21 protein-coding genes and 1 pseudogene are annotated in these 25,983 nt (G+C 68.4%); 9 read left to right on the top strand and 13 right to left on the bottom strand.

Translation table 11 applies throughout. The features are described from left to right. Positions 1–453: 453 nt before the first annotated feature. Positions 454–648 carry a hypothetical protein gene (locus tag L1Z78_RS13955; RefSeq protein ID WP_234637006.1) on the bottom strand — a complete coding sequence of 65 codons (195 nt, stop codon included), beginning with the start codon at positions 646–648 and terminating at the stop codon, positions 454–456. Between the two features lie 448 nt (positions 649–1,096). Here L1Z78_RS13955 and L1Z78_RS13950 point away from each other — a divergent pair, with 448 nt between their 5' ends. Together L1Z78_RS13950 and L1Z78_RS13945 are read left to right on the top strand one after the other, a co-directional pair. After that, positions 1,097–2,989, top strand: coding sequence for a DUF1800 domain-containing protein (locus L1Z78_RS13950; protein WP_234637005.1), 1,893 nt, complete (start codon positions 1,097–1,099; stop codon positions 2,987–2,989). 31 nt (positions 2,990–3,020) lie between these two features. Then, a complete protein-coding gene (locus L1Z78_RS13945) occupies positions 3,021–4,469 on the top strand; it encodes a DUF1501 domain-containing protein (RefSeq protein WP_234637004.1) in 1,449 nt (482 codons plus the stop codon). A gap of 61 nt (positions 4,470–4,530) precedes the next feature. On the opposite strand, the gene L1Z78_RS13940 is transcribed toward L1Z78_RS13945, so the two are convergent. Then, the gene (locus tag L1Z78_RS13940) at positions 4,531–5,472 is read right to left on the bottom strand and encodes a LysR family transcriptional regulator (protein WP_234637003.1); all 942 of its coding nucleotides are present in this window, start codon (positions 5,470–5,472) and stop codon (positions 4,531–4,533) included. 140 nt (positions 5,473–5,612) lie between these two features. Here L1Z78_RS13940 and L1Z78_RS13935 point away from each other — a divergent pair, with 140 nt between their 5' ends. Continuing rightward, positions 5,613–6,839 (top strand): FAD-dependent monooxygenase, encoded by a 1,227-nt coding sequence (locus L1Z78_RS13935; RefSeq protein WP_234642169.1) that lies wholly within the window; start codon positions 5,613–5,615, stop codon positions 6,837–6,839. Positions 6,840–6,856: 17 nt separating this feature from the next. On the opposite strand, the gene L1Z78_RS13930 is transcribed toward L1Z78_RS13935, so the two are convergent. Further along, a complete protein-coding gene (locus L1Z78_RS13930) occupies positions 6,857–8,188 on the bottom strand; it encodes a PLP-dependent aminotransferase family protein (protein ID WP_234642063.1) in 1,332 nt (443 codons plus the stop codon). A 60-nt stretch (positions 8,189–8,248) separates the two neighbouring features. Here L1Z78_RS13930 and L1Z78_RS13925 point away from each other — a divergent pair, with 60 nt between their 5' ends. Then, entirely contained in the window at positions 8,249–9,031 is a 783-nt protein-coding gene (locus L1Z78_RS13925; protein ID WP_234642062.1) for a sulfite exporter TauE/SafE family protein, read from the top strand. Between the two features lie 120 nt (positions 9,032–9,151). Here the strand turns inward: L1Z78_RS13925 and L1Z78_RS13920 are convergent, their stop codons facing one another. The 8 genes and pseudogenes from L1Z78_RS13920 to L1Z78_RS13885 form a co-directional block, all read right to left on the bottom strand. Then, positions 9,152–9,925 carry an amino acid ABC transporter ATP-binding protein gene (locus L1Z78_RS13920; RefSeq protein ID WP_234642061.1) on the bottom strand — a complete coding sequence of 258 codons (774 nt, stop codon included), beginning with the start codon at positions 9,923–9,925 and terminating at the stop codon, positions 9,152–9,154. An 18-nt stretch (positions 9,926–9,943) separates the two neighbouring features. Beyond that, entirely contained in the window at positions 9,944–10,942 is a 999-nt protein-coding gene (locus L1Z78_RS13915) for an amino acid ABC transporter permease (protein ID WP_234642060.1), read from the bottom strand. Then, entirely contained in the window at positions 10,939–12,138 is a 1,200-nt protein-coding gene (locus L1Z78_RS13910; protein ID WP_234642059.1) for an ABC transporter permease subunit, read from the bottom strand. Before L1Z78_RS13910 ends, L1Z78_RS13915 begins: the two co-directional genes overlap by 4 nt. Before the next feature lie 16 nt (positions 12,139–12,154). After that, a complete protein-coding gene (locus tag L1Z78_RS13905) occupies positions 12,155–13,210 on the bottom strand; it encodes a transporter substrate-binding domain-containing protein (RefSeq protein WP_234642058.1) in 1,056 nt (351 codons plus the stop codon). A gap of 104 nt (positions 13,211–13,314) precedes the next feature. Next, a pseudogene (locus L1Z78_RS13900) lies at positions 13,315–14,109 on the bottom strand (substrate-binding domain-containing protein); the annotation flags it as partial. Between the two features lie 65 nt (positions 14,110–14,174). Next, the gene (locus L1Z78_RS13895; RefSeq protein WP_234642056.1) at positions 14,175–14,855 is read right to left on the bottom strand and encodes a 4-hydroxythreonine-4-phosphate dehydrogenase; all 681 of its coding nucleotides are present in this window, start codon (positions 14,853–14,855) and stop codon (positions 14,175–14,177) included. Continuing rightward, a complete protein-coding gene (gene pdxA, locus L1Z78_RS13890; RefSeq protein ID WP_234642055.1) occupies positions 14,855–15,862 on the bottom strand; it encodes a 4-hydroxythreonine-4-phosphate dehydrogenase PdxA in 1,008 nt (335 codons plus the stop codon). The genes L1Z78_RS13895 and pdxA overlap by 1 nt, the downstream gene beginning before the upstream one ends. Beyond that, positions 15,859–16,917, bottom strand: coding sequence for a four-carbon acid sugar kinase family protein (locus L1Z78_RS13885; RefSeq protein ID WP_234642054.1), 1,059 nt, complete (start codon positions 16,915–16,917; stop codon positions 15,859–15,861). The genes pdxA and L1Z78_RS13885 overlap by 4 nt, the downstream gene beginning before the upstream one ends. Before the next feature lie 75 nt (positions 16,918–16,992). Here L1Z78_RS13885 and L1Z78_RS13880 point away from each other — a divergent pair, with 75 nt between their 5' ends. The 3 genes from L1Z78_RS13880 to L1Z78_RS13870 all read left to right on the top strand — a co-directional run bounded on the left by L1Z78_RS13880 (position 16,993) and on the right by L1Z78_RS13870 (position 21,642). Beyond that, positions 16,993–17,889, top strand: coding sequence for a LysR family transcriptional regulator (locus L1Z78_RS13880; RefSeq protein WP_234642053.1), 897 nt, complete (start codon positions 16,993–16,995; stop codon positions 17,887–17,889). Positions 17,890–18,317: 428 nt separating this feature from the next. Further along, positions 18,318–20,003 carry an aspartate-alanine antiporter gene (gene aspT, locus L1Z78_RS13875; protein ID WP_234642052.1) on the top strand — a complete coding sequence of 562 codons (1,686 nt, stop codon included), beginning with the start codon at positions 18,318–18,320 and terminating at the stop codon, positions 20,001–20,003. Between the two features lie 43 nt (positions 20,004–20,046). Next, positions 20,047–21,642, top strand: a complete 1,596-nt coding sequence (locus L1Z78_RS13870; protein WP_234642051.1) for a bifunctional aspartate transaminase/aspartate 4-decarboxylase — start codon at positions 20,047–20,049, stop codon at positions 21,640–21,642. On the opposite strand, the gene L1Z78_RS13865 is transcribed toward L1Z78_RS13870, so the two are convergent. Then, positions 21,551–22,582 carry a DMT family transporter gene (locus L1Z78_RS13865; protein WP_418921702.1) on the bottom strand — a complete coding sequence of 344 codons (1,032 nt, stop codon included), beginning with the start codon at positions 22,580–22,582 and terminating at the stop codon, positions 21,551–21,553. The genes L1Z78_RS13870 and L1Z78_RS13865 overlap by 92 nt on opposite strands. A gap of 86 nt (positions 22,583–22,668) precedes the next feature. Between L1Z78_RS13865 and L1Z78_RS13860 the strand changes: the two genes are divergently transcribed. Both L1Z78_RS13860 and L1Z78_RS13855 read left to right on the top strand, forming a co-directional pair. Further along, on the top strand, positions 22,669–23,550 hold the full coding sequence (locus tag L1Z78_RS13860) for a LysR family transcriptional regulator (protein ID WP_234642050.1): 882 nt from the start codon (positions 22,669–22,671) through the stop codon (positions 23,548–23,550). Between the two features lie 86 nt (positions 23,551–23,636). After that, positions 23,637–24,608 carry a PDR/VanB family oxidoreductase gene (locus L1Z78_RS13855; RefSeq protein WP_234642049.1) on the top strand — a complete coding sequence of 324 codons (972 nt, stop codon included), beginning with the start codon at positions 23,637–23,639 and terminating at the stop codon, positions 24,606–24,608. Positions 24,609–24,684: 76 nt separating this feature from the next. Here the strand turns inward: L1Z78_RS13855 and L1Z78_RS13850 are convergent, their stop codons facing one another. Further along, a complete protein-coding gene (locus tag L1Z78_RS13850; protein WP_234642048.1) occupies positions 24,685–25,938 on the bottom strand; it encodes a TolC family protein in 1,254 nt (417 codons plus the stop codon). Positions 25,939–25,983 lie beyond the last annotated feature (45 nt).

Genomic DNA, 25,983 nt, shown 5'->3' with positions numbered 1-25,983 from the left:
GGCACAACAGAATTTAGCGAAGCTGGGGGGCTATTCGAGCTTCACTGCCAGCGCTGTGATCGGAATGTCGAGGGCACAGTCAGCTACACCTGGCCGGACATGCCGCCTTCAGAACGCATGCCGGTGATGGCGGCTAAAGCCATGCCCCCCAGTATCAGCGGCCGCACTCAAGTGTGTGCGAGACCTATTCGCTGAGGCACGACAGATTCCTTTGAGTGTGCTTGCGGCGCAACTCTCGTCGTGCGACGGACTGCTGGTCGGCTTATTGCAGGCTTATCGCCTGCCAGAGGTGGAAATGCGGCTCTCTGGGACTGGAGTGCATTTGGCGCGGGTGCCTCATGAGGAGGATGAGTATTAGCAGCTCCACAGTTTGGTTGAACCAAATGGACAAAGACCGTTATTGGCCGAGCACAGCCCCCCAGTCAACCCACCCCCCACCACACCACCCCTCGCTCACTCACCCCGCCCATCACCCCCCTCCAGCGCCTCTTCCTGCGCCTGAATGAACGCCAGCAATTGCCCGGGGGTTACGGGCTCCAAAGCACTGGCCGGATAGCCGACTATGAGCAGCCCGGAAATCAGCCCCAACTGAGCCTGCACGCGCCGCAGGCTGTTGTACTCAGACTCGGAAAGTTGAAAGTACAGCATGGCAACTCCTCAGCGCACGCATCTGGAGGTGATGACACAAACGAAGGAATGCCCAGTTGCCAGAGGCAATGAGCCATGCGATGGATGGGGAGATGCGCCGGGCATTGACACGCCCGCAGAGAAAGCAGCCATAAGGCCTCCTGTGAGTACGTCCAACTGCTTTCGGGAGTGTGGCGGAGTCCGCCTGTGAAGGTGTGTTCAGCACCAAGGGCGAATGATACAGCCCCCTGTCGGCGCCAACGCCACAGGAGCCGGCCGCACGCTGCGCTCAAAGACCCAAGTGCCCCCGCAACACCAGCAACGCCACCCCGGCCCCGCCTAACGTCTTGACACGCTTTAGCCCTACAAGGAGCCTGCCCGCATCCGAAAACCTTGGAACAATTTGCGCCGCGTGCCGAAGAGCGAGACAGTCCGTTACCCCGCCCCGGCCGCTGCCCGAAAGCCCACCATGCACCCCACCCCACAGGCCACGGCCTCCACGCCGCAGCCGCCCGACCGAGCGCCCTCGACTTCCTCCCCGGCCTGCGCAGAGCCGGGCCGCCTCGGCCAGGAGCCGACGGGTTCCTCGATGCTCCCGGCCATGGCGGCCTCCCTGGCGGCCGCCATGCTGGTGGCTTGCGGGGGCGGGAGTGGTGGAGGCGATGCGGCTCCGGGTACCGGCAACCCCGGCACCGGCCCCGGAACCGGTAGCCCAGGCACTGGCACCACGGCCACCCCCGCCAGCGACGAGGAAGCCGCTCGTTTCCTGCTGCAGGCGCAGTTCTCGGCCACCGACGAGGAAATCGCCGCGCTGCGCGCCAAGGGCTATGGCCCCTGGCTGGCCGAGCAGTTCGCGCAGCCCATAGGCACCACGGGCACGGCCTGGCTGATGCAGCGCGGCTACGGCGTGGCGGCGACGGGTACGCGCTACGACAACGTCTCGTATCCCGCCGATTTCATGCTCTGGAACCAGCTCTTCGTGGAGCGCGACGCCGTGCGCAAGCGTGTGGCCCTGGCGCTGTCGGAGATCATGGTCGTCTCCACCACCGGGCTGGAGCAGCCCTGGAGCATCTTCCTGGCCTCCGGCTACTGGGATCTGCTGAACCAGCACGCCTTCGGCAACTTCCGCGCGCTGCTGGAGGCCGTCACGCTCAGCCCTGCCATGGGTGTCTATCTGAGCACGCGCGGCAACCAGAAGGAAGATGCCCGCACCGGCCGCCAGCCCGACGAGAACTACGCCCGCGAGGTGATGCAGTTGTTCACCATCGGCCTGTACCGCCTCAACCCCGACGGCACCGAGCAGCGCGACGGCAGCGGCAACCGCATCGACACCTATTCGGCAGCCGATGTGAGCAACCTCGCGCGCGTCTTCACCGGCTACGACTACGACACCAGCAAGAACCAGCCGACCACCCTGGGCGGCAGCACGGTGACGGGGCTGCAGCAGGCGCTGCTGCCCATGGCCTTCAACGCCGCGCGCCACTCCACGCTGGCCGCCACCTTCCTGGGCACCACCGTGAGTGCGGGCGCGTCAGGGGATGCGGCGCTGAAGACCGCGCTGGACACGCTGTTCAACCACCCCAATGTCGGGCCCTTCATCGGTCGCCAGCTGATCCAACGGCTGGTCACCAGCAACCCCAGTCCCGCCTATGTGGGGCGCGTGGCCGCCGCTTTCGCCGACAACGGCAGCGGCACGCGGGGCGACCTGCGCGCGGTGATCGCCGCCGTGCTGCTGGACCCGGAGGCGCGCGGCGCGGCCGGGCTGGCCAACCCCCAGTACGGCCGCCTGCGCGAGCCCATGGTGCGCTTCGTGCAATGGGGCCGCACCTTCGGGCTGCAGTCGGCACGCGGCAGCTGGAAGATCGACAACCTGAGCGACCCGGCCACCCGCCTGGGCCAGAGCCCGCTGCGCTCCGGCTCGGTGTTCAACTTCTTCCGCCCGGGCTACGTGCCGCCCTCCACCACCCTGGCCACGGCCGGCAGCGTGGCGCCGGAGTTCCAGATCGTCACCGAAACCAGCGTGAGTGGCTACCTGAACTTCATGCAGAACGTGATCCGCTTCGGCTACTACGTGAACGCGCCCGACCTGCCCCAGGGCGGCAGCAGCGCGGCCAACGGCTTCGACATCACCTGCAGCTATGCCAACCTGCTGCCCCTTGTGGGCGACGCCACCGCGCTGGTGCGCAAGGTGGCGCTGCTGCTGTCGGCAGGGCAGGTATCGGCCGCCACGCAGGCCCGCATCGTGGCCGCGCTCGATGCCACGCCGGTGACGGCCACCAGCAGCGCCGCCGCCAGGCTCAACCGCGTTGCCGCCGCCGTGCTGCTGGTGATGGCCAGCCCCGAATACCTGGTGCAGAAGTGACCGATCGACCGGAAAGCCAAGCGACACCGCCATGAACTTCATCGACCCCGCCCGCCATACGCGCCGCGCCTTCCTGCGCCGCAGCACGCAGCTCGCCGCCGCCGGTACCGCCCTGCCCTTCGCCCTGAACCTTGCCGCGCTGGGCGAGGCCGCCGCCCTCGAGGCCAGCGACTACAAGGCGCTGGTCTGCGTCTTCCTCTACGGCGGCTGCGACTATGCCAACACCGTCGTGCCGTACGACAGTGCCCGCTACGGGCGGTACTCCACCATCCGCGGCGGCAACAGCGACGGCACGGCCGGTGGCATCGCCCTGGCCCGCAACGCGCTGGGCGGCACGCTGCTGCAGCCCCGCACGGCGCTGGCCGATGGCATGCAGTACGCGCTGCACCCGGCCATGACGGGCATGGCCGGCCTCTTCAACGCGGGCCGCGCGGCCGTGCAGCTGAACGTGGGCCCGCTGCTGGTGCCGCTCACGCGCGCCCAATACACCAGCGGCGACCGGCGCAGCTACCCGCTGCCGCCCAAGCTCTTCTCGCACAACGACCAGCAGTCGGTCTGGCAGTCGCAGGGCGCCGAAGGCTCCACGGTGGGCTGGGGCGGCAACCTGGGCGACCTGGCGCTGTCGGCCAACGCCACCTCGCTGTTCACCTGCATCTCGGCCACAGGCAACGCGGTGTTTCTCTCCGGCGACCAGGCACTGCAGTACCAGATCAGCCCGGGCGGCGCCGTGCCCATCAACGCCGTCAAGAGCGCCAGCGTCTATGGCTCGACGGCCGTGCGCGGCCTGCTGGGCGAGCTGATACAGACGGTCGGCCCCCACGCGATGGAGGCCGAGTACGCCCGCGTCACGCAGCGCTCCATCAGTGCCGAGGGGCAGATCTCTTCCGCCCTCTCCAGCGCCAGCCTGTCCACCGCCTTCCCGGCCAGCAACCCGCTGGCCGACCAGCTCAAGGTGGTGGCCCGGCTCATCGCCGGACGCAACGCGCTGGGCACGCGCCGGCAGGTGTTCTTCGTCTCGCTGGGCGGGTTCGACCTGCACGACAACCTGATCGCCAACCAGCCGCAGTTGCTCGACAAGGTGAGCAGCGCCATGACGGCCTTCTACAACGCCACGGTCGAACTGGGCGTGGCCGACAAGGTCACAGCCTTCACCGCGTCGGACTTCGGCCGCACGCTGACCTCCAACGGCGACGGATCGGACCACGGCTGGGGCAGCCACCACTTCGTCGTGGGCGGCGCGGTGCGCGGCGCGGCCTTCTATGGCACGCCACCGCCCATCAGCGTGGGCAACGGCAGCGGCAGCGAAGACCAGTGGCACGTCGGCCAGGGGCGCCTTCTGCCCAGCACCGCCGTGGACCAGTACGCAGCCACCCTGGCACGCTGGTTCGGCGTGGCGTATACCGAGCTGGCGGGGGTGCTGCCGCACATCGGCAACTTCGGCGGCTCGGCCTATCCCATCGATCTGGGATTCATGGGCTGAAGCCGCCCGCGCGGGAGCTTCACCACCGCTGCGGCAGAGTCCTTGTTCGCAGCCCCACGTTTCAAGCCCGCAGGCCGGGTCCGGGGTCCATGGGGAGGTCCAGCGATCCGGCCAACCGCAGCTGTATCAGTTCCAGCAGCGCCCTGACACGCCCGGTCACGGAATGGCGATGGCTGTAGGCCCCCAGCAATTGCAGTGGCGCGGGGCGCAGGTCCAGCGGGACCTCCTGCAATCGGCCCGCAGCCAGGTCTTCCCGGCAGGGATAGGCCGCCACCATTGCGAATCCGATGCCTTGCCGTGCGCCTGCCACGGCCAGTTCCCCGCTGTTGACGCGATAGCGGCTGCGGACCGGTACCTTGACGATTTCGCCCGCAGCGTCCTGGAACTGCCAGGGCTGGCCCTTCAGCGCGCTGAGGGTGGTGATGCAAGGCAGGGACTTCAGTTCGCGCACATGGCGCGGCATGCCGGTCCTGGCCAGCAAGGAGGGAGCGGCCACCACGATGCTGGGCAACGTGGCGAGTTCACGCGTGATGAACGCACTGTCTTCCTGATGGCCCCGGTGGAAGACGATGGAAAGGTCGACGTCCTCCCGAAGCACCTCCAGCCCGGTCATCCGGGTATCGCACTCCAGTTCGATGCCCGGATGGAGGCTGCAGAATTCGGCGAGGATCGGAGCCAGCAGCCTGGGGGCCTCCCCAGGCATGCACATCTTCAGGGGACCGCGCAGTTCGCGCTGTACGGCACCCAGCTCTTCCTGCGTGGACAGCAGGGTCTCGAGCAAGGGCTTTGCCCGTTCGTAGAGCAGGCGACCGGCTTCCGTCATGCGCAGGTGGCGCGTGCTTCGCTCCAGCAGTCGTGTGCCCAGTCTGCTTTCCAGTGCGGCAACGTGGCGGCTGACGTTGGAGGAAGGCATGGCCAACAGACGCGATGCGCCGGCAAAGCTCTGCTCGTCCACCACGGCCACATAGACGCGGACCGTGTTCAGATCGAGTGAATCGCGCATTGATTATCCCGATTGAGGTATGAAAACGTCCCATTTTTGCACGCTAGTTCTCTGTATTGACGAAATCTAAGATGCCCTTCTGCCCGATGTGACGCGGTGGTTCGTGCACCGGGCACCGTATGAGCAAGGAGAGCTTCAGCGTGGAAATTGGAATACTTGGCGGCGGCATTGCGGGCCTGAGCGTGGCACTGGCATTGCGCAAGCAGGGTTACAGCCCTCGGGTCTATGAGCGCCGTGCCGTGCCCTCGACCATGGGGGCCGGCGTGACGCTGTGGCCCAATGCCGGCTTTGTGCTGGAAGAGCTGGGACTGCTGCAGGACATTGCAGCCATTGGCGGTCGACTGCGGACCGTGCGTCGCCAGGATGCGGCAGGAAATCCGCTCGGAGGCCTCGATATCGGTCTGCTGGACCGGACCATGGGATACCCGACCTACACGGTGCTGCGCAGGCACTTGCAGGAAGTGTTGCTGGACCATGCGGCACGGCAGGGGATTGCGGTCGAGTTCGGGCGCCGGGCGGTGGCCCTCGAGCTGGATGCCCATGGCAGGGCCGTGGCCCATTTCGGACATGGCGCGAGCATCCGCCCGGATCTGCTCATTGGTGCCGACGGCCGCATGGAGTCCGTGGCGCGCAAGTTTGTCGCGGGGGACAACACACCCGTCTATCAAGGCTTCGTGAACTGGATCGGCGTGGCGCAGGGGCCGCATGCGCTGGTGGACGATATTTCGATCCAGGACTTCTGGGGGACCGGCCAGCGCTTTGGTTGCGTGGCGATTCGGCCCGAACTGGTGTATTGGGCTGCGGCGCAGACACGACCCTTCCATGAGGCCAGGCCCGGCGCGGATATGCACAAGCAGATCGAGAATCTGTTCGCGCAATGGCCCGAGCCGGCCTCACGCATCATCCGTGCCACGCCCGAGCATGCCATCCGGCTGATTGCGGTGCATGACCTGGAGCCGCTGCAAGCCTGGAGCCGGGCGAATGTACTCCTGGTCGGGGATGCCGCACACGCGCCGTTGCCGACGTCGGGGCAAGGCGCCTGCCAGGCGCTGGAGGATGCGTGGCACCTGGCCCGGTGCCTGGATGGAGCAGGTCCAGGCCTGGAGGAGATTTTCCAGGCCTTTGCGAAAATCCGCACGCCCAAGACCGTCAGGCTGGCGGAACAGGGCCGGGTCTTCGCACGCGGGCTGTTCGCCGCGGATCCTGAAACCTGTCGCATTCGCAACGAGAGGGCCAAGGCGTCCGACCCTGTGCGCGACGTACAGGTCCTGGCGGCCGAATGGGCACAGGGTCTGCCGATGCCTGGCGGCGTCGATGGCGCGTCCGTGGAAGGAGGCAGCCTCGGCAGCCTGTACCGCATCGAATGACGTATGCCGGGCTGCCTCTAGTAGCTGAGACTGGCCACTGCACGCGCAACGGCCTGCAAGGCCCCTTTCAGCTGGTCATGGGAGATCGAGCCCAAGGCCAGCCGAATGGCATGCGGAGGCTGGGCCCCCATGGCGTAGGGCGCCGCAGTCGATACCAAGATGCCTTCTCCTTCAAGCCGCATGGCGACTGCATCTGCCCGCACTTCATCGGGCATGGGCAGCCAGACGAAGTACGACGCTGGATGGCGGATCGTCCCGAGCCCTGCGAGCGCCTCGGCCGCGATGGCCTGGCGCGCGCTGGCATCGCGGCGCTTTTCCTGCTCCAGCCGTGCCACGGTGCCGTCCCGCAACCAGTTGCAGCAGAGAGAAGTCACAAGAGTGGGCGTACTCCAGACCGTGGCGCGTATGGCGCGGTTGATCCTGGGAACGAAATCGGTGGGCGCGCATATGAATCCGAAACGCAGGCCTGCCGCCACGCTCTTGGACAAGCTGGAGACATACACGGTGATGTCAGGCGCCAGCGCAGCCAGGGGGGGCGGAGCCTGCTTCTCCAGAAAGGCATAGGTACCGTCCTCCAGCAGCAGCAGGCCATTGCGCCGGGCCACTTCTATCAGCGCAAGGCGCTGATTCAACGACATCACCCAACCCAGCGGGTTATGCAGCGTGGGCATGCAGTACATCGCACGCACCTTGCGGGCATGGCACAACGTCTGCAGCGCATCCAGGTCGGGGCCGGCGCCGGATGCCGGGATGGCAACCAGTTCCAGCCGGCCCTGCTCGGCCACGACCTTGATGCCTGGATAGCTCAAGGCATCCACGGCCACCACGTCACCCGGTTGCAGCAAGGACATGGCCGCCGTGGCGAGGCCGTGGATGGCGCCACTGACGATGAGCACGGCATCGCTGGTCGCCGACAGGCCTCGGCTCTTCAGGTGCTCGGCCACGACGGCCCGCTCGTGGGGGCGGCCTCCATGCGGCTGGTAGCGCAGAACCGACTCCAATTCACCCGCCGAGGCAAGCTGCCTGAGCGCCGTGCGCAACATCTCCGTCTGCGTGGGCAGGGCTGGATAGTTGAAGGTCAGATCCACCAGGTCGTCGCTGGCGGCGTGCATCGCGACCTCGCGGCCCATGGGGATGGGTTCGCGGACAAAGGTGCCGCGGCCAACCTCGCCAGCGACCAGCCCCATGGCTTGCAGTTCGGAATAGGCGCGTGTCGCCGTGGCCAGCGAAATACCCTCCCGAGCCGCCAGCTGCCGATGAGGCGGCAGCACCGTTCCCGGCCTCAGCCGCCCCTGCCGGATGTCGTCGGCAAGCCGGTCCACCACTTGCTTGTAGCGCGCTTGGGGCATGGGAAATTGTATCTATGACAATAATTTGATTGTACTGGATATGATGCATAGGATGCCGGCATGGAACTGACTGCCACCACCGTCCTCGTCACCTTCGCCGGTGTCTTTCTGATCTGCTTCATGAAAGGCGCCTTCGGCGGCGGCTTTGCCATCATCGGTATTCCATTGCTGTCGCTCGTGATGGATCCGGTCACGGCAGGCGGCCTGCTGGCGCCGTTGTTCATTGCGATGGATCTGTACGGCCTGCGCTACTGGAAGCCGTCCACCTGGTCGAAGCCCGATCTGCTGATGCTGGTGCCCGGGCTGGTGGCCGGCATCGGTTCCGGCTATCTGCTGTTCCAGGTGCTCGATCACCGGGCCATCGCCATCCTGATGGCCGTCATCACCCTGGCCTTCGTGGGACTTTGGTTTCTGCGCGGCGGCGAAGTCGTGGTGCGGCCACGCTCATCGCCCAAGGCCGTTGCGGCCGGCGTGGCGTCAGGCATCACCACCATGGTCGCGCATTCAGGAGGGCCACCATTGGCGATGTATCTCCTGCCGCTGGGACTCAGTACACAGGTCTATGCGGGCACCACGAGCATTTTCTTCACGGTGGGCAACCTCATCAAGGCGGTGCCGTGGCTGGCGATCGCCGCGCCAGCGGGCAACATCTGGGTCTTGATGGCAATCTGTTTGCTGGCGATTCCTGCTGGAGTCGGGCTGGGCTGGCACTTGCATGCCAGGCTGGATCAGCGCCAGATGTACAAGGCCTGCCATGGCTTGCTGGTCGTCACAGCGGCAAAGCTGCTGTGGGATGGGGTGTCGGGGTATTGGCCGGGCATGTTGGCAGCCCTGGGGCACTGAGCCCCTCCCACTTTTGCAACCGGGAGCAGAACCATGCCGGATGCGGTGTCCTTGCATGGGCGGATGTCCTGTGGAAGTTGATGCAAAGGGATGGGTGGTGATCACTGGGCGGGTGCCGGGTCAATGCCGTGGCACACGGCCCAGGAAGCTGCGCGTGCGCTCCTGGCGCGGCGCGTCGAAGAGTTGCGCGGGCGACCCGTCTTCCAGCACCCTGCCTTGGTCCATGAAGGCGACGCGGTGGGCCACCTCGCGGGCGAAGCCCATTTCGTGGGTGACGACCATCATGGTCATGCCTTCGGCGGCCAGCTCGCGCATGACCTGCAGCACCTCGCCCACCATTTCGGGGTCCAGGGCGGAGGTGGGTTCGTCGAACAGCATCAGCTCGGGCTCCATGGCCAGGGCGCGGGCGATGGCCACGCGCTGCTGCTGCCCGCCCGACAACTGGCCGGGGTACTTCTGGGCGTGGTCGGCCAGCCCCACGCGCTCCAGCAGCCGCCGCGCCGTGGACTGGGCCTCGGCGGGGCTTTGGCGCCGCACGCGCAGGGGCGCCAGGCAGATGTTGTCCAGCACGGTCTTGTGCGGGAACAGGTTGAACTGCTGGAACACCATGCCCACGCGCCGGCGCACGCCCGCCAGGCGTTTGTCCTCGCCGGGCGCGCGGTCCGCCTCGCAGGGCAGTTCGCAGCCGTGCACGGTGATGCGGCCCTGCTGGAACACCTCCAGGCCGTTGACGCAGCGGATCAGCGTGGATTTGCCCGAGCCGCTGGCACCGATGATGACCAGGACTTCGCCCCGGGCCACCTCCAGGCTCAGGCCGCGCAGGATGTGGGCGGTGCCGAAGTATTTGTCGACCGCCTGCATCTGGACGACGGGGGTATGGACGATGGAAGGCATGGGGGGGGTCTCCTTCGGTCAGCGATAGCCCTCGGCCATCCGGGCCTCGATCCGCCGCGCACCGAAGGTGACCAGGGACGAGACGGCCAGGCAGACCGCGAACAGGAACAGATAGATTTCGTAGCCGTGTCCGCTGGAGCGCGGATCGACCAGGACCATCTGGCCTGCGCGCAGGAAGTCGGTCAGGCCGATGATGAACAGCAGGGGCACGGTGTTGAACACGTCGAGCACATGGCCCACCAGGGCGGGCATGGCCACGCGCAGCGCCTGGGGCAGCACGATGTGGCGGGCCGTCTGCGCGCCGCTCAGCCCCAGCGAGGCCGCTGCCTCCACCTGGCCCCGGGGCACGCTTTGCAGGCCGCTGCGGACGTACTCGGCCGCATAGGCCGCGAAGAACAGCGTGAAGGCGGCCACGCCGCGCACCAGGTCGGGCACGGTGGCGCCGGGCGCCAGCAGCGGGGTGACGATCCATATCCAGTAGACGACCAGGATCAGCGGCAGCGCGCGCATCAGCTCGATATAGCCCGTGCAGACCACGCGCAGGCCGGCATGGCGGCTGCCGCGCCCCAGGGCCAGCAGCACGCCCAGCACCATGCTCAGCGCCGCTGCGGCCAGCGTGACCAGCACGCTCAGCAGCAGGCCGCCCCAGTGCGCCATGCCCACGGGGGCCAGCGCCACCCCCACCGCCAGAAGACACAGCAGCCACACCGCCCCCAGCGCCTTGCGCAGCCAGGGCGCATGGGGCCGCGCCAGCACCCAGAGGCTGGTCCCCGCCGCCAGGGCCAGGGCCGCGCTCGCGCCCCAGGCGCGCGCCATGTCCTGCGGCGGAAAGGTTCCCACCATGAGCACGCGCAGGTTGTCGCCGACGATGCTCCAGCGCGCCTCCTGCACGGTCCAGGCCAGCAGACGCCCGGCGGCCAGCAGGAGCAGCGGCAGCAAGGCACATGTCAGCGCCATGTCCAGCGGCGTGGCGAACAGGTTGCGGCGGCACCAGCGCAGCAGGGACGGGGCGGTCATTGCACGCCTCCGCGGGTGGCCAGCCAACGGTTGAGCCGGTTCACGGCGCCGCTGATGCCCCAGCTGATGGCCAGGTAGGCCAGCATCACCACGATCACGCCCTCCAGGCTGCGGCCCGACTGGTTGGCTACCGTGCCATAGACGTTGAAAAGGTCCGGGTAGCCGATGGCAATGCCCAGCGAGGTGTTCTTGGCCAGGCCGATGTACTGGTTGCCCAGGGCCGGCAGCACCATGCGCAGGACCTGGGGCAGGACCACGTCCGCCTGGGTGCGCCAGCGCCCCAGGCCCAGGGCCGCCGCTGCCTCCCACTGCCCACGAGGCAGCGCCGCGATGGCGCCACGCACGATCTCTGCGATGAAGCCCGCCGTATAGACCGAAAGGCCCAGCAGCAGCGCGATGAACTCGGGCGACAGCGACAGGCCGGCGTCGACCATGAAGCCCTTCACCTCGGGCGGCGACAACGCCAGCGGAAACCCGAGCGCAGCCGAAAGGGCCAGTGCCAGCAGGCCGGCGAACGCAAGCGCCCGGCGATGGCGCCTGCCGGCGAACGCGCCGGCCAGCAGGGCTGCGCAGGCCATCAGCGCCCACACCGCCCCAGGTGCCGCGCCCTGCTCCACGGCCACGCCCGGCAGGAACACGCCCTGCCGGCTGAACAGCAGGCCGCCGTACCACTGCACGGACTGGTCCAGCCCCGGCATCTTCAGCACCACGGCGAAGTACCAGAACACCAGCTGTATCAGCAGCGGCGTATTGCGCACCAGCTCCACCAGGCCAAAACACAGTTGGCGCACCAGCCAGTTGCCGGACAGGCGCCCCAGGCCCAGGCAGGTACCTGCCACAGTGCTCAGCGCCATGGCCAGCGCAGCCACCTTCAGCGTGTTGAGAAAGCCCGCCAGCAGCGCGCTGGCGTTGCTGTCGCCGGACTGGAATGGCCGCAGCCCGCCATTGCCCAGGACCCAGCCTTCGCTGATGTCGAAGCCCGCCACCTGGTTCAGAAACCCCATGTCGAAGGCGATGCCGTTGCGCGCCAGGCCGGCGCGCACGCTGAGCCCGAACCAGGCCAGCAAGGCGATGGCGGCGATGACCAGAGCGGCCTGCTGGCCGGCATGCAGCAGCCTGCGATGGCGCCCCCGGCTGCGGGCCTGCGATGGGTGCGGGATCGTCATGGGCGTGATGGGCGTGATGGGCTGGTCCATGCCTGTGTCCCGCCGTTCAGATCCAGGGCGGGGAGTAGAGGGCGCCGCCCTGCGTCCACGGCGCGTTCGGCGTGCCTTCGCGGCCGATGGCGTAGGGGGTGCCCGGCCCCAGGTTGCGGTCGTAGATTTCCGCGAAGTTGCCCACCTGTCCGATCAGCCGCGACACGAAATCCGCCGGCAACCCGAAGTCGGGGCCGAAGCTGCCGTTCACGCCCAGGAACTTCTGCACGAAGGGGTCGCGGGACTTTTGCGCCTGCGCCAGGGTCTTGGAGTCGATGCCGCTTTCCTCGGCCTGGAAGGTGGCGAACATGATCCAGCGCAGCGCGTTGCGCCAGCGCGAGTCGTTGGCCACGGTGAAGCCCGCGAACGGCGACTTGTCCAGTACCTCGGGAAGAATCGTGTAGTCCTGCGGCCGGGATGCATTGGCTCTCCACGAGGCCAGAAGCGAGCGGTCCGTGACCATGGCGTGGCAGCGGCCCGACTCCATGGCCGCGAACAGCTTTTCCTGGTTCTCGTAGGTCAGCACTTTGGTCGAGGCGCTCCAGCCCTGTGCCTTGATGTAGCCGGCCAGCGTCTGTTCGGTGGCCGATCCCTGGGTGGTGCACAGCGTGGCGCCGTTCAGTTCCTTGACGCTCTTGACCCGGTCGCCCTTCACCATCGCGCCGTTGCCGTCATAGAAATAGATCGGCAGGAAATCCACGGTGATGGCGGACTCGCGCGCGGGCTTCACCGTGGTGTGCGCGAAGACCACATCCACCTGGTTGGTCTGCACTGCGCTGAAGCGGCTCTTGTCCGTGACCACGATGAACTTCACCTTCTTCGCATCGCCCAGCACGGCAGCGGCCACGGCACGGCACAGGTCCACGTCCAGCCCTTCGAGCTGGCCCGTGCGGGTGTTGAGGTAGCCGAAGCCCGGCGTGGCGTTGTCGGTGCCGCAATGCAACACGCCGCGTTGCCTGACCTTGTCCAGCAGCGAGGACTGGGCCTGGCCTTGCGCATGGGCCGGCATCGCGAAGGCGGCGGCGAGTATGGCAGCCGCGAGGCCGTGAATGGAGAGGTCCGCAGGCTTCATTTCTGGCTCCTGTTCAGAGGGGTGGATGAACAGAGCCCATTGAAGAAGATCTGTCTATTTCGGTCTACTGATGTTTTCTGACGCGATATGGTTAGTAAAACTGCTCAACAATCAGGGTAGTCACCTAAGGGTTTTGCGTTGAGGCATGAATCCGGGCCCGGTCGGATATCAAGGCCGGCCTGACGCTGGCCGAGCGCGTGATGGTGATGCCTCAGAGCATCATGGCCCCGCCCCCCCGTACTCGCCCGCCCCACCACCTCGAACCCCACATCCTGCGCCGCCACCGCCGTGCCGCCTGCCATGCGCGCGATCAGCGCCTCGGCGCCCAGGCGGCCGATGGCGGCGCCGTCCACGCGCACGGTGGACAGAGCCGGCCAGGCGTCCTGTGCCTGGGCCTGGTCGCCAAAGCCCAGCACGCCAAAGGCCCCGGGAACGTCCAGGCCCAGCGCATGGGCGTGGGACAGCACGCCCTGGGCCAGGGCGTCGGAGCTGCAGAACACGGAATCGGCCCCGGGGGCCTGGGCGCGCAGGGCGTCGAGGGCGTCGCGCCCCCGGCCGGCCTGGGGAATGCTTTCGGAGAAGACGATCTGCACGGGCTCGGGGGCGCCGGCCTCGGCGGCGGCCCGGGCGAAGCCCCGGGCGCGGCGGGCGGCGCGGCTGTCGTCGGCGCGCAGGATGGCCGGGCGCCGGTAGCCGCAGGCGGCCAGGTGGCGGAAGGCGGCTCGGCCCGCGTCTTCCTGCGAGAAGCCCACCACCATGTCCAGCGGATGGGGCTGGTAGTCCCACAGCTCCACCACGGGCACGTCGGCGTTGACCAGCAGGCGCCGCGTGCGGGCCGTGTGCTCGGTGCCGGTGAGCACGATGCCGTCGGGGCGGCGGCTGAGCATGGTGGTCAGCCAGGTTTCTGCGACTTCGACTTCCTGGAAACCAGCTTCGGCGCGCCCGTGCCCGAACCCGACATCTTCTAGGCGAGGCTTTCCACGTCCCGCACGATGGCCGCGAGCTGGCTGCGCAGGTCCTGGCCGTCGGCCGGATACTTGCCGTCCAGCGCGGCCGTGCCGATGGTGAAGCCAGAGGCGCCCGCGTTCTTCACCACGGCGATGCGCTCGGGCGTGTCGATGGAGCCGGCCATGATCAGGGGCTTGTCCACGGCGGCGCAGACCGCCGCCATCAGGCGGGGCACGTCCTGACTGGAGCGGTAGGCCAGCAGGTCCAGCCCGTGCACGCCCTCGCGCGCGGCCAGTGCCTTGGCGCTGGCAACGATGTCCGCGATGCTGCCCTCCAGCACGCTGGGATGGCCCGTGATGCGGCCGGGAAACGGGTAGTAGCGGATGCCCGTGCCTTGCAGGATGGGCAGCACCTCGTCCACGCGGGTGCCGCCCAGCAGCACATCGACACCTATGTCCACGGCCGCCTGCGCGGAGGCGACCTCGCTGTCGCGGTCCAGCGAAACCACCTCCAGGTAGGAAGTGGCTCCGCCCTCCTGTATGGCCCGGTTCAGGCCCTTGAGCTGCTCCAGCGGCAGGCCGATGTCCTTGAATCCTATGTCGCCGATGCCCAGGGACAGCGCAGTGTCCAGGTGCTGCCGGGCATCGGCCACGGTGCGGTCGTTGCGGGTAAGCATGAAGATGAAGCGCAGGGCCATCACGGTGTCCTTTCCAGCGGCAGACCTTGTCGCGCGGCGACCAGCCGGCGGGCGTATTGGAGAGCGGTGACCAGGCTGGCGTGCTCGGCAATGCCCCGGCCCGCGATGTCGAAGGCCGTGCCATGGTCCGGGCTGGTGCGCACGAAGGGCAGGCCCAGCGTGATGTTCACGCCCTGATCCAGGCCCAGGTACTTCACGGGTATCAGGCCCTGGTCGTGGTACTGGGCGACCACGACGTCGAAGCGGCCCTGGCGCGCCTGCATGTAGACGGTGTCTCCAGGATAGGGCCCGCTGGCGTCGATGCCCTCGGCGCGCGCGGCCTCGATGGCCGGCCGGATGATGCGGATTTCCTCGTCGCCGAACAGCCCGCCCTCGCCTGCATGGGGGTTCAGGCCGGCCACGGCCACGCGCGGCGCGGCAAAGCCCAGGGCCCTGCCGCCTTCATGGGCCAGGCGGATGGCGGACATCTGCGCGTCGAAATCGCCCCCCTCGATCGCCTTGCGCAGCGAGGTGTGGATGGTGACCAGCACGGTGCGGATCTCGTCGTTGGCCAGCATCATGGCCACACGCTTGGCACCGCTGTAGTCGGCCAGGATCTCCGTGTGGCCGGGGTAGCGGATGCCGGCGCTGGCCATGGCCTCCTTGTGGATGGGCGCCGTCACGATGCCGCCGACCTGGCCCGACCGGGCCGCTGCGATGGCGGCGATGATGGCGTCGAACGCCGCCTGGCCCGACACGGCGCTGATCCTGCCCGGCGGCGGCGGCTCGGTGATGCGCGTGCACTCGATGACCTCGATGGTGCCGGCGTCCAGGCGCGCCTGGGCCGGCGATGCGAGCGGCCGCACGGCCAGCCCCAGCCCCAGGCGGCGTACGGTATCGGCCATGACGGCGAAGCTGCCATAGACGACGGCGCGCTCGGGCGCCTGTGCCAGGGCCTTGGCGATGATTTCCGGGCCTATGCCCGAGGCATCGCCCATGGTGATGGCCAGAACTGCGGGGGCGGTCATGCGGGCTCCTTGGCAACGGCGCCGAGCGCCGGAAAGTGGTCGCGCAATGCCTTGACGGCGCGGCACAGGGCCTGGTCGTCGCCGAAGCCGCCAGCCTTCATCGCGACCAGCAGCTCGCTGCCGTCCGCGCGCAGCACGCGCCCCAGCGCGAAGCCCGGCTCCAGCTCCTTGAGGACTTCGAATTCGCCGACATCCAGCCGGTCCAGGATGGCCTGGAGGGTGTCGCCGCCGGTCGCCACGATGGCGCCGATGTGCGTGGTGCTCAGCACCTGCATGGCCTGGTCGGCAAGCCCTTGCAGCACGGCAGCGGGATGGGGCTGGCGTTCGCGCGGGCCCCGCAGCAGGGTTACGCCGGGCATGCGGGCCACGGCATCGGCCTGCTGGTGGCTGCACGGGTTGGCACTGCCCACGGCGACCAGGATGCCGCCGTGGCGAGCCACGGCCGGTGGCGTGAAACGCCGGGCCAGCGCCATCGCCAACCCAGGCGAGCCGACCCAGAGGATGGTCTCGGGAGACGGCAGGCCGGCCACCTGCTCGTCCAGTTGCTCCTGGGTGCTGGCGTCCAGCAGCAGGGCGCTCTTGATGCAGGCGGGCACCAGACTGGCCAGGTCGGAGTGCAGCGCCGGGTGTACCGGGTCGCGGCCATAGGCGGTATCGGCCACGGGCACGCCGTCCACCCGCTGGATACCGCCGACCGTGGTGCGCCCGGCCGCGGGAAAGGCCGGTGCGAACACCAGCGTGCTGCGCCCGCTGGCCTGCCAGCAGGCCTGCAGCTCGGCCTTGACATGGCCGCGCAGCGTCGAATCCACGGTCTTGTACAGCAGGGGCCGGGCCGCCAGCACCCTCGTCAGTTGCTCCACCCGCCGGGCCGCACGCTCCTCGCCGAGGGACCTGGAGCCCGCGTCGATGGCCATGACGGACACCGCATGGGCGGGCAAGCGCCCCCGGCCTATCCATGCCCGATGGCCACGGGCGACAAAGGGAGCAGCCCCATCGGCCGCGCTCGTGAGATCGTCGGCCAGGATGGCGATGTCAAAGTTCTCATTGGTGTTCATTTCTCAATTATTCGAAAAGCCACACAACGAGAAAAGCGATAGTTTCTGCGATCATCGAGTGATATATTTTCACCAATGGATCGCTCTGACATCCCTTCGCTGGACGATTTGCGTGCCTTCGAGGCCGTGGCCCGCCTGGGCTCGGTGCGCGAGGCCGCCGACAGCCTGTCCCTGACCCATGGGGCCGTCAGCCGCCGCATCACCAAGCTCACGGAAGACCTGGGCTTTCGGCTGTTCGAGAAAAGCGGCCGGGGCCTGAGGCTCACGCCGGCGGGCCATACGCTGAACCTCACGATCAGCCGCTTCTTCGGCGAACTGGCGACCACCGTCGAGAACCTGCGCATCAAGAGCGTCGAGCAAAGCGCCCTGGTGCTCTCCTGCGAGTCTTCGGTGGCCATGCGCTGGCTGATTCCCCGGCTGGGCGGCTTTCAGAGCCTGCATCCCGACATTGCCTTGCACCTGTCGGTCGGCGGGGGCCCGGTGGACTTCCGGCGCGACCGCATCGACCTGGCCATACGCCGGCTGGACTTCGGGCTGCCCGAGGAATGGCAGGTCCAGCGTCTGTTCGGCGAAAGAGTGGGACCGGTGATGGACCCGCGGCAGGTTCCTGCCTTCGAGCGGGGCGGCTACATCGCGCTGGGCTCCAGGACCCGGCCCGAAGCCTGGGCGCGGTGGCTCAAGACCCATGCGTCAGCGCCCCGCCCCGCCGAAATCCGCTACTACGACCACCATTTCCTGACGCTGGAGGCCGCCACCGCCGGCCTGGGCGTGGCCATGAGCCCCGAGGTGCTGGCAGCGGACGATGTCCTCAAGGGCCGCCTCGCCGCTCCCGCAGGGTTCGCGGCCGATGGCAGCCACTACGGACTGTTGTGGCTGGGCCCGCAGCCGCTGGAAGCTGCCGGGCTTGCGCTGTCTCGCTGGCTGGTGGCCCAATGCACCACGCTGTCCCAGGCAGGCCAGACGGTGCCGTGAAAGGTGTGCCAGGCGGACCTGGCGCTGTATTCTCCCGGCTCGCAAGGGCCTGGCTTCGGCTTTCGATTTCCCGCATGCGGACCGGCCAGCACCATCGCCCGGTTCCTTTCTCTTGCAAAAAACCGCCGCCCCGAGTCTGACGGCGCAGTCCTACATCGCCATGCTTTCATGTCATGAATAGTGGTGATATTCGAAAAAAACAGTATTCAAGCAAGCCAATGAGAGCGCCATATCCGATTGAATATTCTTCAATCCAGAGAATGCGTGAATCCGCATTTTCCGATAGGCGTTTTCTAATGACGCCCCGCCGGTTTCCCCAATCCATGCGCTGATGAAGCCACCGCCCTTTGCGGGTGGGAGTTTCGCTTTGCCCTGCGGTCCCCCGCGGGGCCGGGGCATGGGCTTTCAATCCAGAAGCAGAGGTGACTGTGGAATTTCTCAGAAGCATCTTTCATCAGGCTCCGGAAATCGCGCTGTTCGCGGCGCTGGCCCTCGGGTACTGGGTGGGCAAGTTCCGGTTCGGATCGTTCCAGCTGGGAGGCGTGGCGGGGTCGCTGCTGGCGGCGGTGCTGATCAGCCAGGTGGGCGTGACCATCGATTCGGGCATCAAGGCCGTGCTGTTCGCGCTGTTCATCTATGCGGTGGGCTTCGAGAGCGGGCCGCAGTTCTTCCGTTCCCTGGGCCGGCAGTCGGTCAAGGAGATCCTGATGGCCGTGGTGGTCGCCGTGTCGGGGCTGCTCACGGTGGTGGTGATCGCCCGGGTATTCCACCTGGACAAGGGCCTGGCTGCGGGCCTGGCTGCGGGCGGCCTCACGCAGTCGGCCATCATCGGCACAGCGGGCTCGGCCATCGAGAAGCTGGGCCTGGCGCCCGACGAGGTGCAGCGCATGCAGGCCAATGTGGCCATCGGCTATGCGGTGACCTATATCTTCGGCTCCTTCGGCGCCATCATCATGTGCGTCAACGTGCTGCAGTGGCTCACGGGTCGCAAGATCCGCGAGGACGCGATCCAGGCCGAGCAGGAACTGCTCAAGGGCGTGCGCGTCTATGGCGTGGGCGAATCACCGGCCGCGCCCGACCTGGTGGGCCGCATCTTCCGCGTGGGCCAGGGAGGGCGCACCGTCGCCGAGCTGGAGGCCGGCGCCAGCCACGGCCCGGTGACGGTGGAGCGCATACAGCGCAGGAACGCGCTGGTCGGCGTGGACGGGAACCTCAGGCTGGAGGCCGGTGACGTGCTGCTGCTGGTGGGCCGCCGCGCGGCGGTGGTGTCGCTGGGCTCCTCCGTGGGCGAGGAGCTGCAGGACGCCGAAGGCATGGACGTGGTCATGGTGCGGCGCGACGTGGCCATTGCCAACAGCCAGTACCTGAACCGCAATGTGAAGGACATCCTGGACAGCCTGTCCCGGGAATTCAGGCATGGCGTCTATGCCGTGGCGCTGATGCGCGCGGGCTCGCCCGTGCCGATCGCACCGGCCACCGTGGTCATGCCCGGCGACGTGGTGACGCTGTACGGCACACCCCAGGACGTGCAGAAGGCGGCGCAGTCGGTGGGCCCGGTCATCGTGCCCAGCGACAAGACGGACTTCGTGTTCCACGGCCTGGGCATCACCGTGGGCCTGCTGATCGGTCTGCTGGTACTGCGCCTGGGCTCCATTCCCATCACGCTGGGCAGCGGCGGCGGCGCCCTGCTGGCCGGCCTGCTGTTCGGCTGGTGGCGCAGCCGCAAGCACACGCTGGGCAACATGCCCACGGCAGCGTCCACGCTGCTGCGCGATCTGGGGCTGGCGGGCTTCGTGGCCATGGTGGGCCTGCAGTCGGGCCAGCAGGCGGTGACCACGGTGATGCAGCAGGGCGTGACGCTGTTCCTGCTGGGCGTGGTGGTGACCATCGTGCCGCTGCTGATCGCCATGCTCTTCGGCAAGTACGTGCTGCGCTACGACAACGTGGCCGTGTTCGCCGGCTCGCTGTCGGGGGCGCGCAGCGCCAATCCGGCCTTCGGCGAGATCCTGGACAAGGCCGGCAATTCGATCCCCACCGCGCCGTTTGCGATCACCTACGCGCTGGCCAATGTCTTTCTGACATTGCTGGGGCCGCTGGTCATCGCGTTTGCCTGAAACCCTGTATTCATTCCCTGAGACGACCACAAGGAGTTGCGCAATGAGCAAGGATTATCGGAGTCTGGCGAATTTGAGCCCGTTCGAGCTCAAGGACGAACTGATCAAGGTGGCCTCCGGCAAGGCGAACCGCCTCATGCTGAACGCCGGCCGGGGCAACCCCAACTTCCTGGCGACCACGCCCCGGCGCGCCTTCTTCCGGCTGGGACTGTTCGCGGCGGCGGAGTCGGAGCTGTCGTACTCCTACATGACGGTGGGCGTGGGCGGCCTGGCCAAGATCGATGGCATCGAGGGCCGCTTCGAGCGCTTCATCGCAGAGCACCGCGACCAGGAAGGCGTGCGCTTCCTGGGCAAGTCGCTGAGCTATGTGCGCGACCAGCTGGGGCTGGACCCCGCCGCCTTCCTGCACGAGATGGTGGACGGCATCCTGGGCTGCAACTACCCCGTGCCGCCGCGCATGCTCACCGTGAGCGAGCAGATCGTGCGCCAGTACATCATCCGCGAGATGGCGGGCGGCGCCGTGCCTCCGGAATCGGTGGACCTGTTCGCGGTCGAGGGAGGTACGGCTGCCATGGCCTACATCTTCGAGAGCCTGCGCATCAGCGGACTGCTGAAGGCCGGCGACAAGGTGGCCATCGGCATGCCGGTGTTCACGCCCTACATCGAGATCCCGGAGCTGGCCCAGTACGCGCTCGAGGAGGTGGCCATCCACGCCGACCCGGACAACGGCTGGCAGTACTCCGACGCCGAGCTGGACAAGCTCAAGGACCCGGACGTCAAGATCTTCTTCTGCGTGAACCCCAGCAATCCGCCGTCCGTGAAGATGGACCAGCGCAGCCTGGAGCGCGTGCGCGCCATCGTGGCCGACAGCCGGCCCGACCTCATGATCCTGACCGACGATGTCTATGGCACCTTCGCCGACGAATTCCAGTCGCTGTTCTCGGTCTGCCCCCGCAACACCCTGCTGGTGTATTCGTTCTCCAAGTACTTCGGTGCCACGGGCTGGCGCCTGGGCGTGATCGCGGCGAACAAGGACAATGTGTTCGACCATGCGCTGGCCCAGTTGCCCGAGTCCGCCAAGCAGGCGCTGGACCACCGCTACCGCTCCCTGCTGCCCGATGTGCGCTCGCTCAAGTTCATCGACCGCCTGGTGGCCGACAGCCGCGTGGTGGCGCTGAACCACACGGCCGGCCTGTCCACGCCGCAGCAGGTGCAGATGGTGCTGTTCTCGCTGTTCGCGCTGATGGACGAAGCCGACGCCTACAAGCAGGCCCTCAAGCAGTTGATCCGCCGCCGCGAGGCCACGCTGTACCGCGAGCTGGGCATGCCCCCGCTGGAGAACCCCAATTCGGTCAACTACTACACGCTGATCGACCTGCAGACGGTGACCTGCCAGCTCTACGGCGAGGCCTTCTCCCGCTGGGCCGTGCAGCAGTCCTCCACGGGCGACATGCTGTTCCGCGTAGCCGACGAGACCGGCATCGTGCTGCTGCCCGGCCGGGGCTTCGGCTCGGACCGCCCCTCGGGCCGCGCCTCGCTGGCCAACCTCAACGAGTACGAGTACGCCGCCATCGGCCGCGCGCTGCGCCGGCTGGCCGACGAGCTGTACCAACAGTACAAGGCACTGGGCAAGGCGTAGGCGCCGTGGCGGGGCCCGCGGACTGGCGGGTCTTGACCACCAGCAGCGCCAGCGCCATGAGGGCCACGCCCGCCAGCTGCACTGCATCCAGAGTGCGGCCGTAGACGACCCGGTCCAGCACGATGGCCGTCAGCGGGTAGATGTACTGCAGCACGGCGATGCGGCCCAGCGCAAGCCGTGCCATGCCCGCGAAGAGGATGGCGTAGGCCAGGCCCGTGTGCAGCACGCCCAGCCCGGCCAGCCAGGCCCAGGACGATGGCGCCTGGGGCCAGCCCTGCACCGACGGCACCCACATCAGCAGCACCGTGCCGACGGCGCACTGCCACCAGGCCAGTGCAAACGGCGTGACGCTCTTTTCCCCGTGGGCCAGGATGGTCACGGCCGCATAGCACAGCGATCCGGCCAGGCACATCAGCAGGCCTGACACATGGCCCGGCCCCCAGGCCGCCGCCGCCCCTGCCCCGCTCCACAGCCCGGTGGTCATCGCCAGGCCCAGCAGGGCGGCCAGCGTCGCGGCCACCTGCGGGGCCGGGACGGCCTCGCGCAGCACCACGGCACCGAACAGCATGATCCATACGGGCTGGATGTGGAACACGATGGTGGCCAGGCCGATGGAGGTGCGCGGTATGGCCGCGAAGAACAGGGCCCAGTTCAGCACCATGAGAATGCCCGTGGCCACCACCACGGGCAGGCTCGCTGCGCGCACACGCAGCTCCCGCACGCGGCCCGTGGCCAGACCCCAGGCCAGCAGCGCCAGGGCCCCGAAGGCGCAGCGAAACAGCACGGTGACCAGCGGGGGCTGGCGGGCCTGCTCCACGAACACGCCCACCGTGCCCAGCAGCATGCCGCCCGCGACCATGAGCCACTGACCCCGGGCATCGTGGCGCATGGGGGCGGCAGCGGCCCGGCCGGAAGCAAAGGTGGGGGTTCTTTCTTGCATGGCCTTGATGCTCGCGCGGCCCTCAAGCCTCGTAAAGCAAATAGTTTTCAGGGTTAGCATTCGAAAATCGAATACAGGAGCGCGCCGTGAACCATCCCGACCTGCAGATCGACTGGCTGCGCGCCCTGGTGGCCGTGGTGGACGCGGGGTCGCTGTCCGCCGCCGCACCGCTGGTGCACCGATCCCAGGCAGCCGTGAGCATGCAGCTCAAGAAGCTGGAGACGGCCCTGGGCCGGCCCGTGCTGCTGCGCGGCCCCCGCCACCTGCAGCTGACGGCGGCGGGCGCCGAACTGCTGGGCTATGCGCGGCGCATGCTGGAGCTGCAGGCCCAGGCCCAGGCGGCGCTGTTCGGCCCCGAGCTGTCGGGGCGCGTGCGGCTGGGCGTGCCCGATGACTACGCCAGCACCTATCTGACGCCCGTGCTGCGCAGCTTCGCGGGCCGCTACCAGGGGGTGGAGATCGAGCTGACCTGCGAGCAGTCCACCGCGCTCATCCCCCAGGTCGTGCGCGGCACGCTGGACCTGGCCCTGGTCTCGCGCGACAAGCCGCAGCGCGGGCGCCTGCTGTTCCACGAACCCCTGGTCTGGGTGGGCGCGCCACAGCACGAGGTCTGGCGCAGGGACCCGCTGCCCATCGCCGTCTATGAGGCCGCCAGCCTGGCGCGCACGGCAGCCCTGTCCAGCCTGGCGGCCCAGCGACGCGCGCACCGCGTGGTCTACCACAGCTCCAGCCTGGCAGGCCAGCTGGCCGCCGTGGAAAGCGGCCTGGCCGTGGCCGTGTTCACGCGCTGCAGCGTGCCCGCGCATCTGCAGATACTGCAAAACCTGCCAGCCGGCTTCGAGCTGCCCCCGCTGCTGTCCATGGAAGTGGCGGCGCTGCGCAGCAAGGCCTCGCGGGGCCAGGCGGCCGTGGATGCCATGTATGGGCAGCTGGTGGCCACGCTGGCGAATTCCCCACGCGCGCCCTGACAAATCCCTCGCCAGCCTTGCCTTCCAACCATGGCACCGTTGCATCGTGCGCTTGTCGATGACCGACTCAGCCTCGCGAGGAAGACATGAAAGTAAAACTAGCGCGCAAAACCGACATTGCACAGGACATTGCCAGCTTCGAACTCGTGCACCCCGACGCAGCCGCACTGCCGGCTTTCAGCGCCGGGGCGCACATCACCGTCCACCTCCCGGACGTACCCTGCGGACCGCAGGGGCTCAGCCGCCAGTACTCCCTGTACAACTGCCCCTCGGAAACGCACCGCTACCAGATCGCCGTGCTGAAAACGGCAGACTCCCGGGGCGGGTCGGCGGCCATGCATGCGCTGGCGGCCGGCGATACGCTGGAGATCAGCGAGCCCAGGAACCAGTTCCCGCTGGCGCCCCAGGCCAGGCACTGCCTGCTGCTGGCCGGAGGCATCGGTGTCACTCCGCTGATGTCCATGGCCAAGGCCCTGGTGCGGCAGGGCGCCTCGTTCGAGATGCACTACTGCGCGCGCAGTGCACAGCGCATGGCGTTCCGGCAAGACCTGGAGCGCGATGCCCGCTGCGGCCTGCGGGTCCACCTCTACTTCGACGATGGGCCGCTCGACCAATGCATCGATCTGCCTCGCCTGCTGGAGGCCCCCGGCCCTGGCCGGCACCTGTATGTCTGCGGGCCCACCGGCTTCATGGATGCCGCACTGGCGCAGGCTGCGCGCGCAGGCTGGCCCCAGGCCCGGTTGCACAGCGAGCGCTTTTCGGCAGCGCCTTCACTGGAACAGGAACCGGCACGGGAATTCACCGTCGAGCTGCGGCGCAGCCGCAGGCGGGTGGTGATTCCCAAGGACCGCAGCGTGGCCGAAGCGCTGCTGGCGGCCGGCGTCGATCTGCCCACCTCCTGCAACGAAGGCGTTTGCGGAACCTGCATCACGCCGGTGCTGTCCGGCGAGCCCGACCACCGGGACCATTGCCTGAGCGAGGAGGAAAAAGCCTCGAATGCCTGGTTCACACCGTGCTGCTCCCGCGCGAAGACGGCATTGCTGGTGCTGGATCTGTGACCGCCGGCACGGCCATCCGGCGCAGGCATTCACCTTCCGAGTTCATGGCCAAGGTGGTGTGCGCTGATGGCCCGCCTCAATCATCGAAGTCCCACAGCTCATGCAGGTCCAGCCGCAGGCGGCTGTCGCCTTCCAGCGCCTCGCTGCGGGCCTGATGCCCGGCCAGGATGGCATCGGCCAGGGCGCGGCGCACGGCCAGCAGCTCGGTCAATCCCGTCTCCCCGGCGCGGTAGGCACGCAGCGCACGGTCCGACGCGGCCTGCTGGAGCGCGGCCGCCCGGGCCTGGGCCTGGGCGGCCGCGTGCTTGCCGGCCAGCTGGCTCCAGAGCACGTCGAATTCCGCACCCAGCCTGCGCTCGGCGGCCAGGCGCCGCGACAGCGCGGCCTCGGCATCGGCCAGGGCCTGGTCCGCCAGGGCCTGGCGATGCACCGAGCCCAGGGGCAGGGACAGGCTGACGCCGGCGATGCGCTCCGTGCCGCCGCGCTCGCTGGTGGCGAACACGCCCATGGTGGGGTCGGGGCGGCGCTCCAGGTCGGCCCGGCGCGCCTGGCGCAGGGCCAGGGTTTCCTCGGCCTGGGCCAACAGGTATTCGTGGCTTTGCTCGATGTAGCGCAGGCGCAGGCTGGCGCGTGGCTGCGGTGGCAGCTCCGGCAGCGGTGAACCGTCTTCGGGCGGCAACGCAGGCTCCGGCGGCGGCTCGCCCAGGCCTGGGAACCGGGCCTGCAGTTCGCCCCGCGCGGCCTCATGCCGACCCCGGGCCGCCTCCAGGGCGGCCTGCATGCGCGCCTGCTCCGCCGATGCCAGTTCGCTGTCCAGCCTGGCGGCATCTCCGGCGCGTACGCGGCGCTGGGTGACGCGGGCCAGCTCGACCGCGGCCTCGGCATTGTCCTGCGCCGCCCTCAGGCCCTGCCCTGCCCGCTGCGCGGCAAACCACAGGGCCAGCAGTTGGCGCGCCGCCTCATGGCGGGCATCCTGGGCCGCCACACGGCCCAGGGCCTGGGTGGCTTCGGCCAGTTGGGCATCGGATTCGGACTTGCCGCCCAGGCGCAGCGGGCGCTCGATGGCCACCTGGCCTTCGCTGAAGCGCTGGCCCGAACCATCGTGCACCCAGCGGCGCTGGCCACTGGCGCGCACCACGGTTTCATGCGGGCCTGCGCGCAAGGCCTGGGCACGGGCCTGGGCGCCGCGCCGGGCCGCATCGGCGGCCTGCACGGCGGGTGACTGGGCCACGGCCTCGCGCACGACAGCCTCGGGCGGCAGGTAGCTTTGGGCCCGGACGGCGCCTGCCAGCAGCAAGGCAGCGGCCAAGGCAGGCAGCAGGGGTTTCATGGACGGGCTCCTGAGGAGTGGGCCGACAGGGCCTTGCGCCCTGCC

The sequence above is a fragment of the Delftia tsuruhatensis genome (assembly GCF_903815225.1).
Lineage (GTDB): Bacteria > Pseudomonadota > Gammaproteobacteria > Burkholderiales > Burkholderiaceae_C > Comamonas > Comamonas tsuruhatensis_A.
The sequence above is the reverse complement of the archived record's forward strand: the minus strand, read 5'-3'. Positions and strand labels throughout refer to the sequence as shown.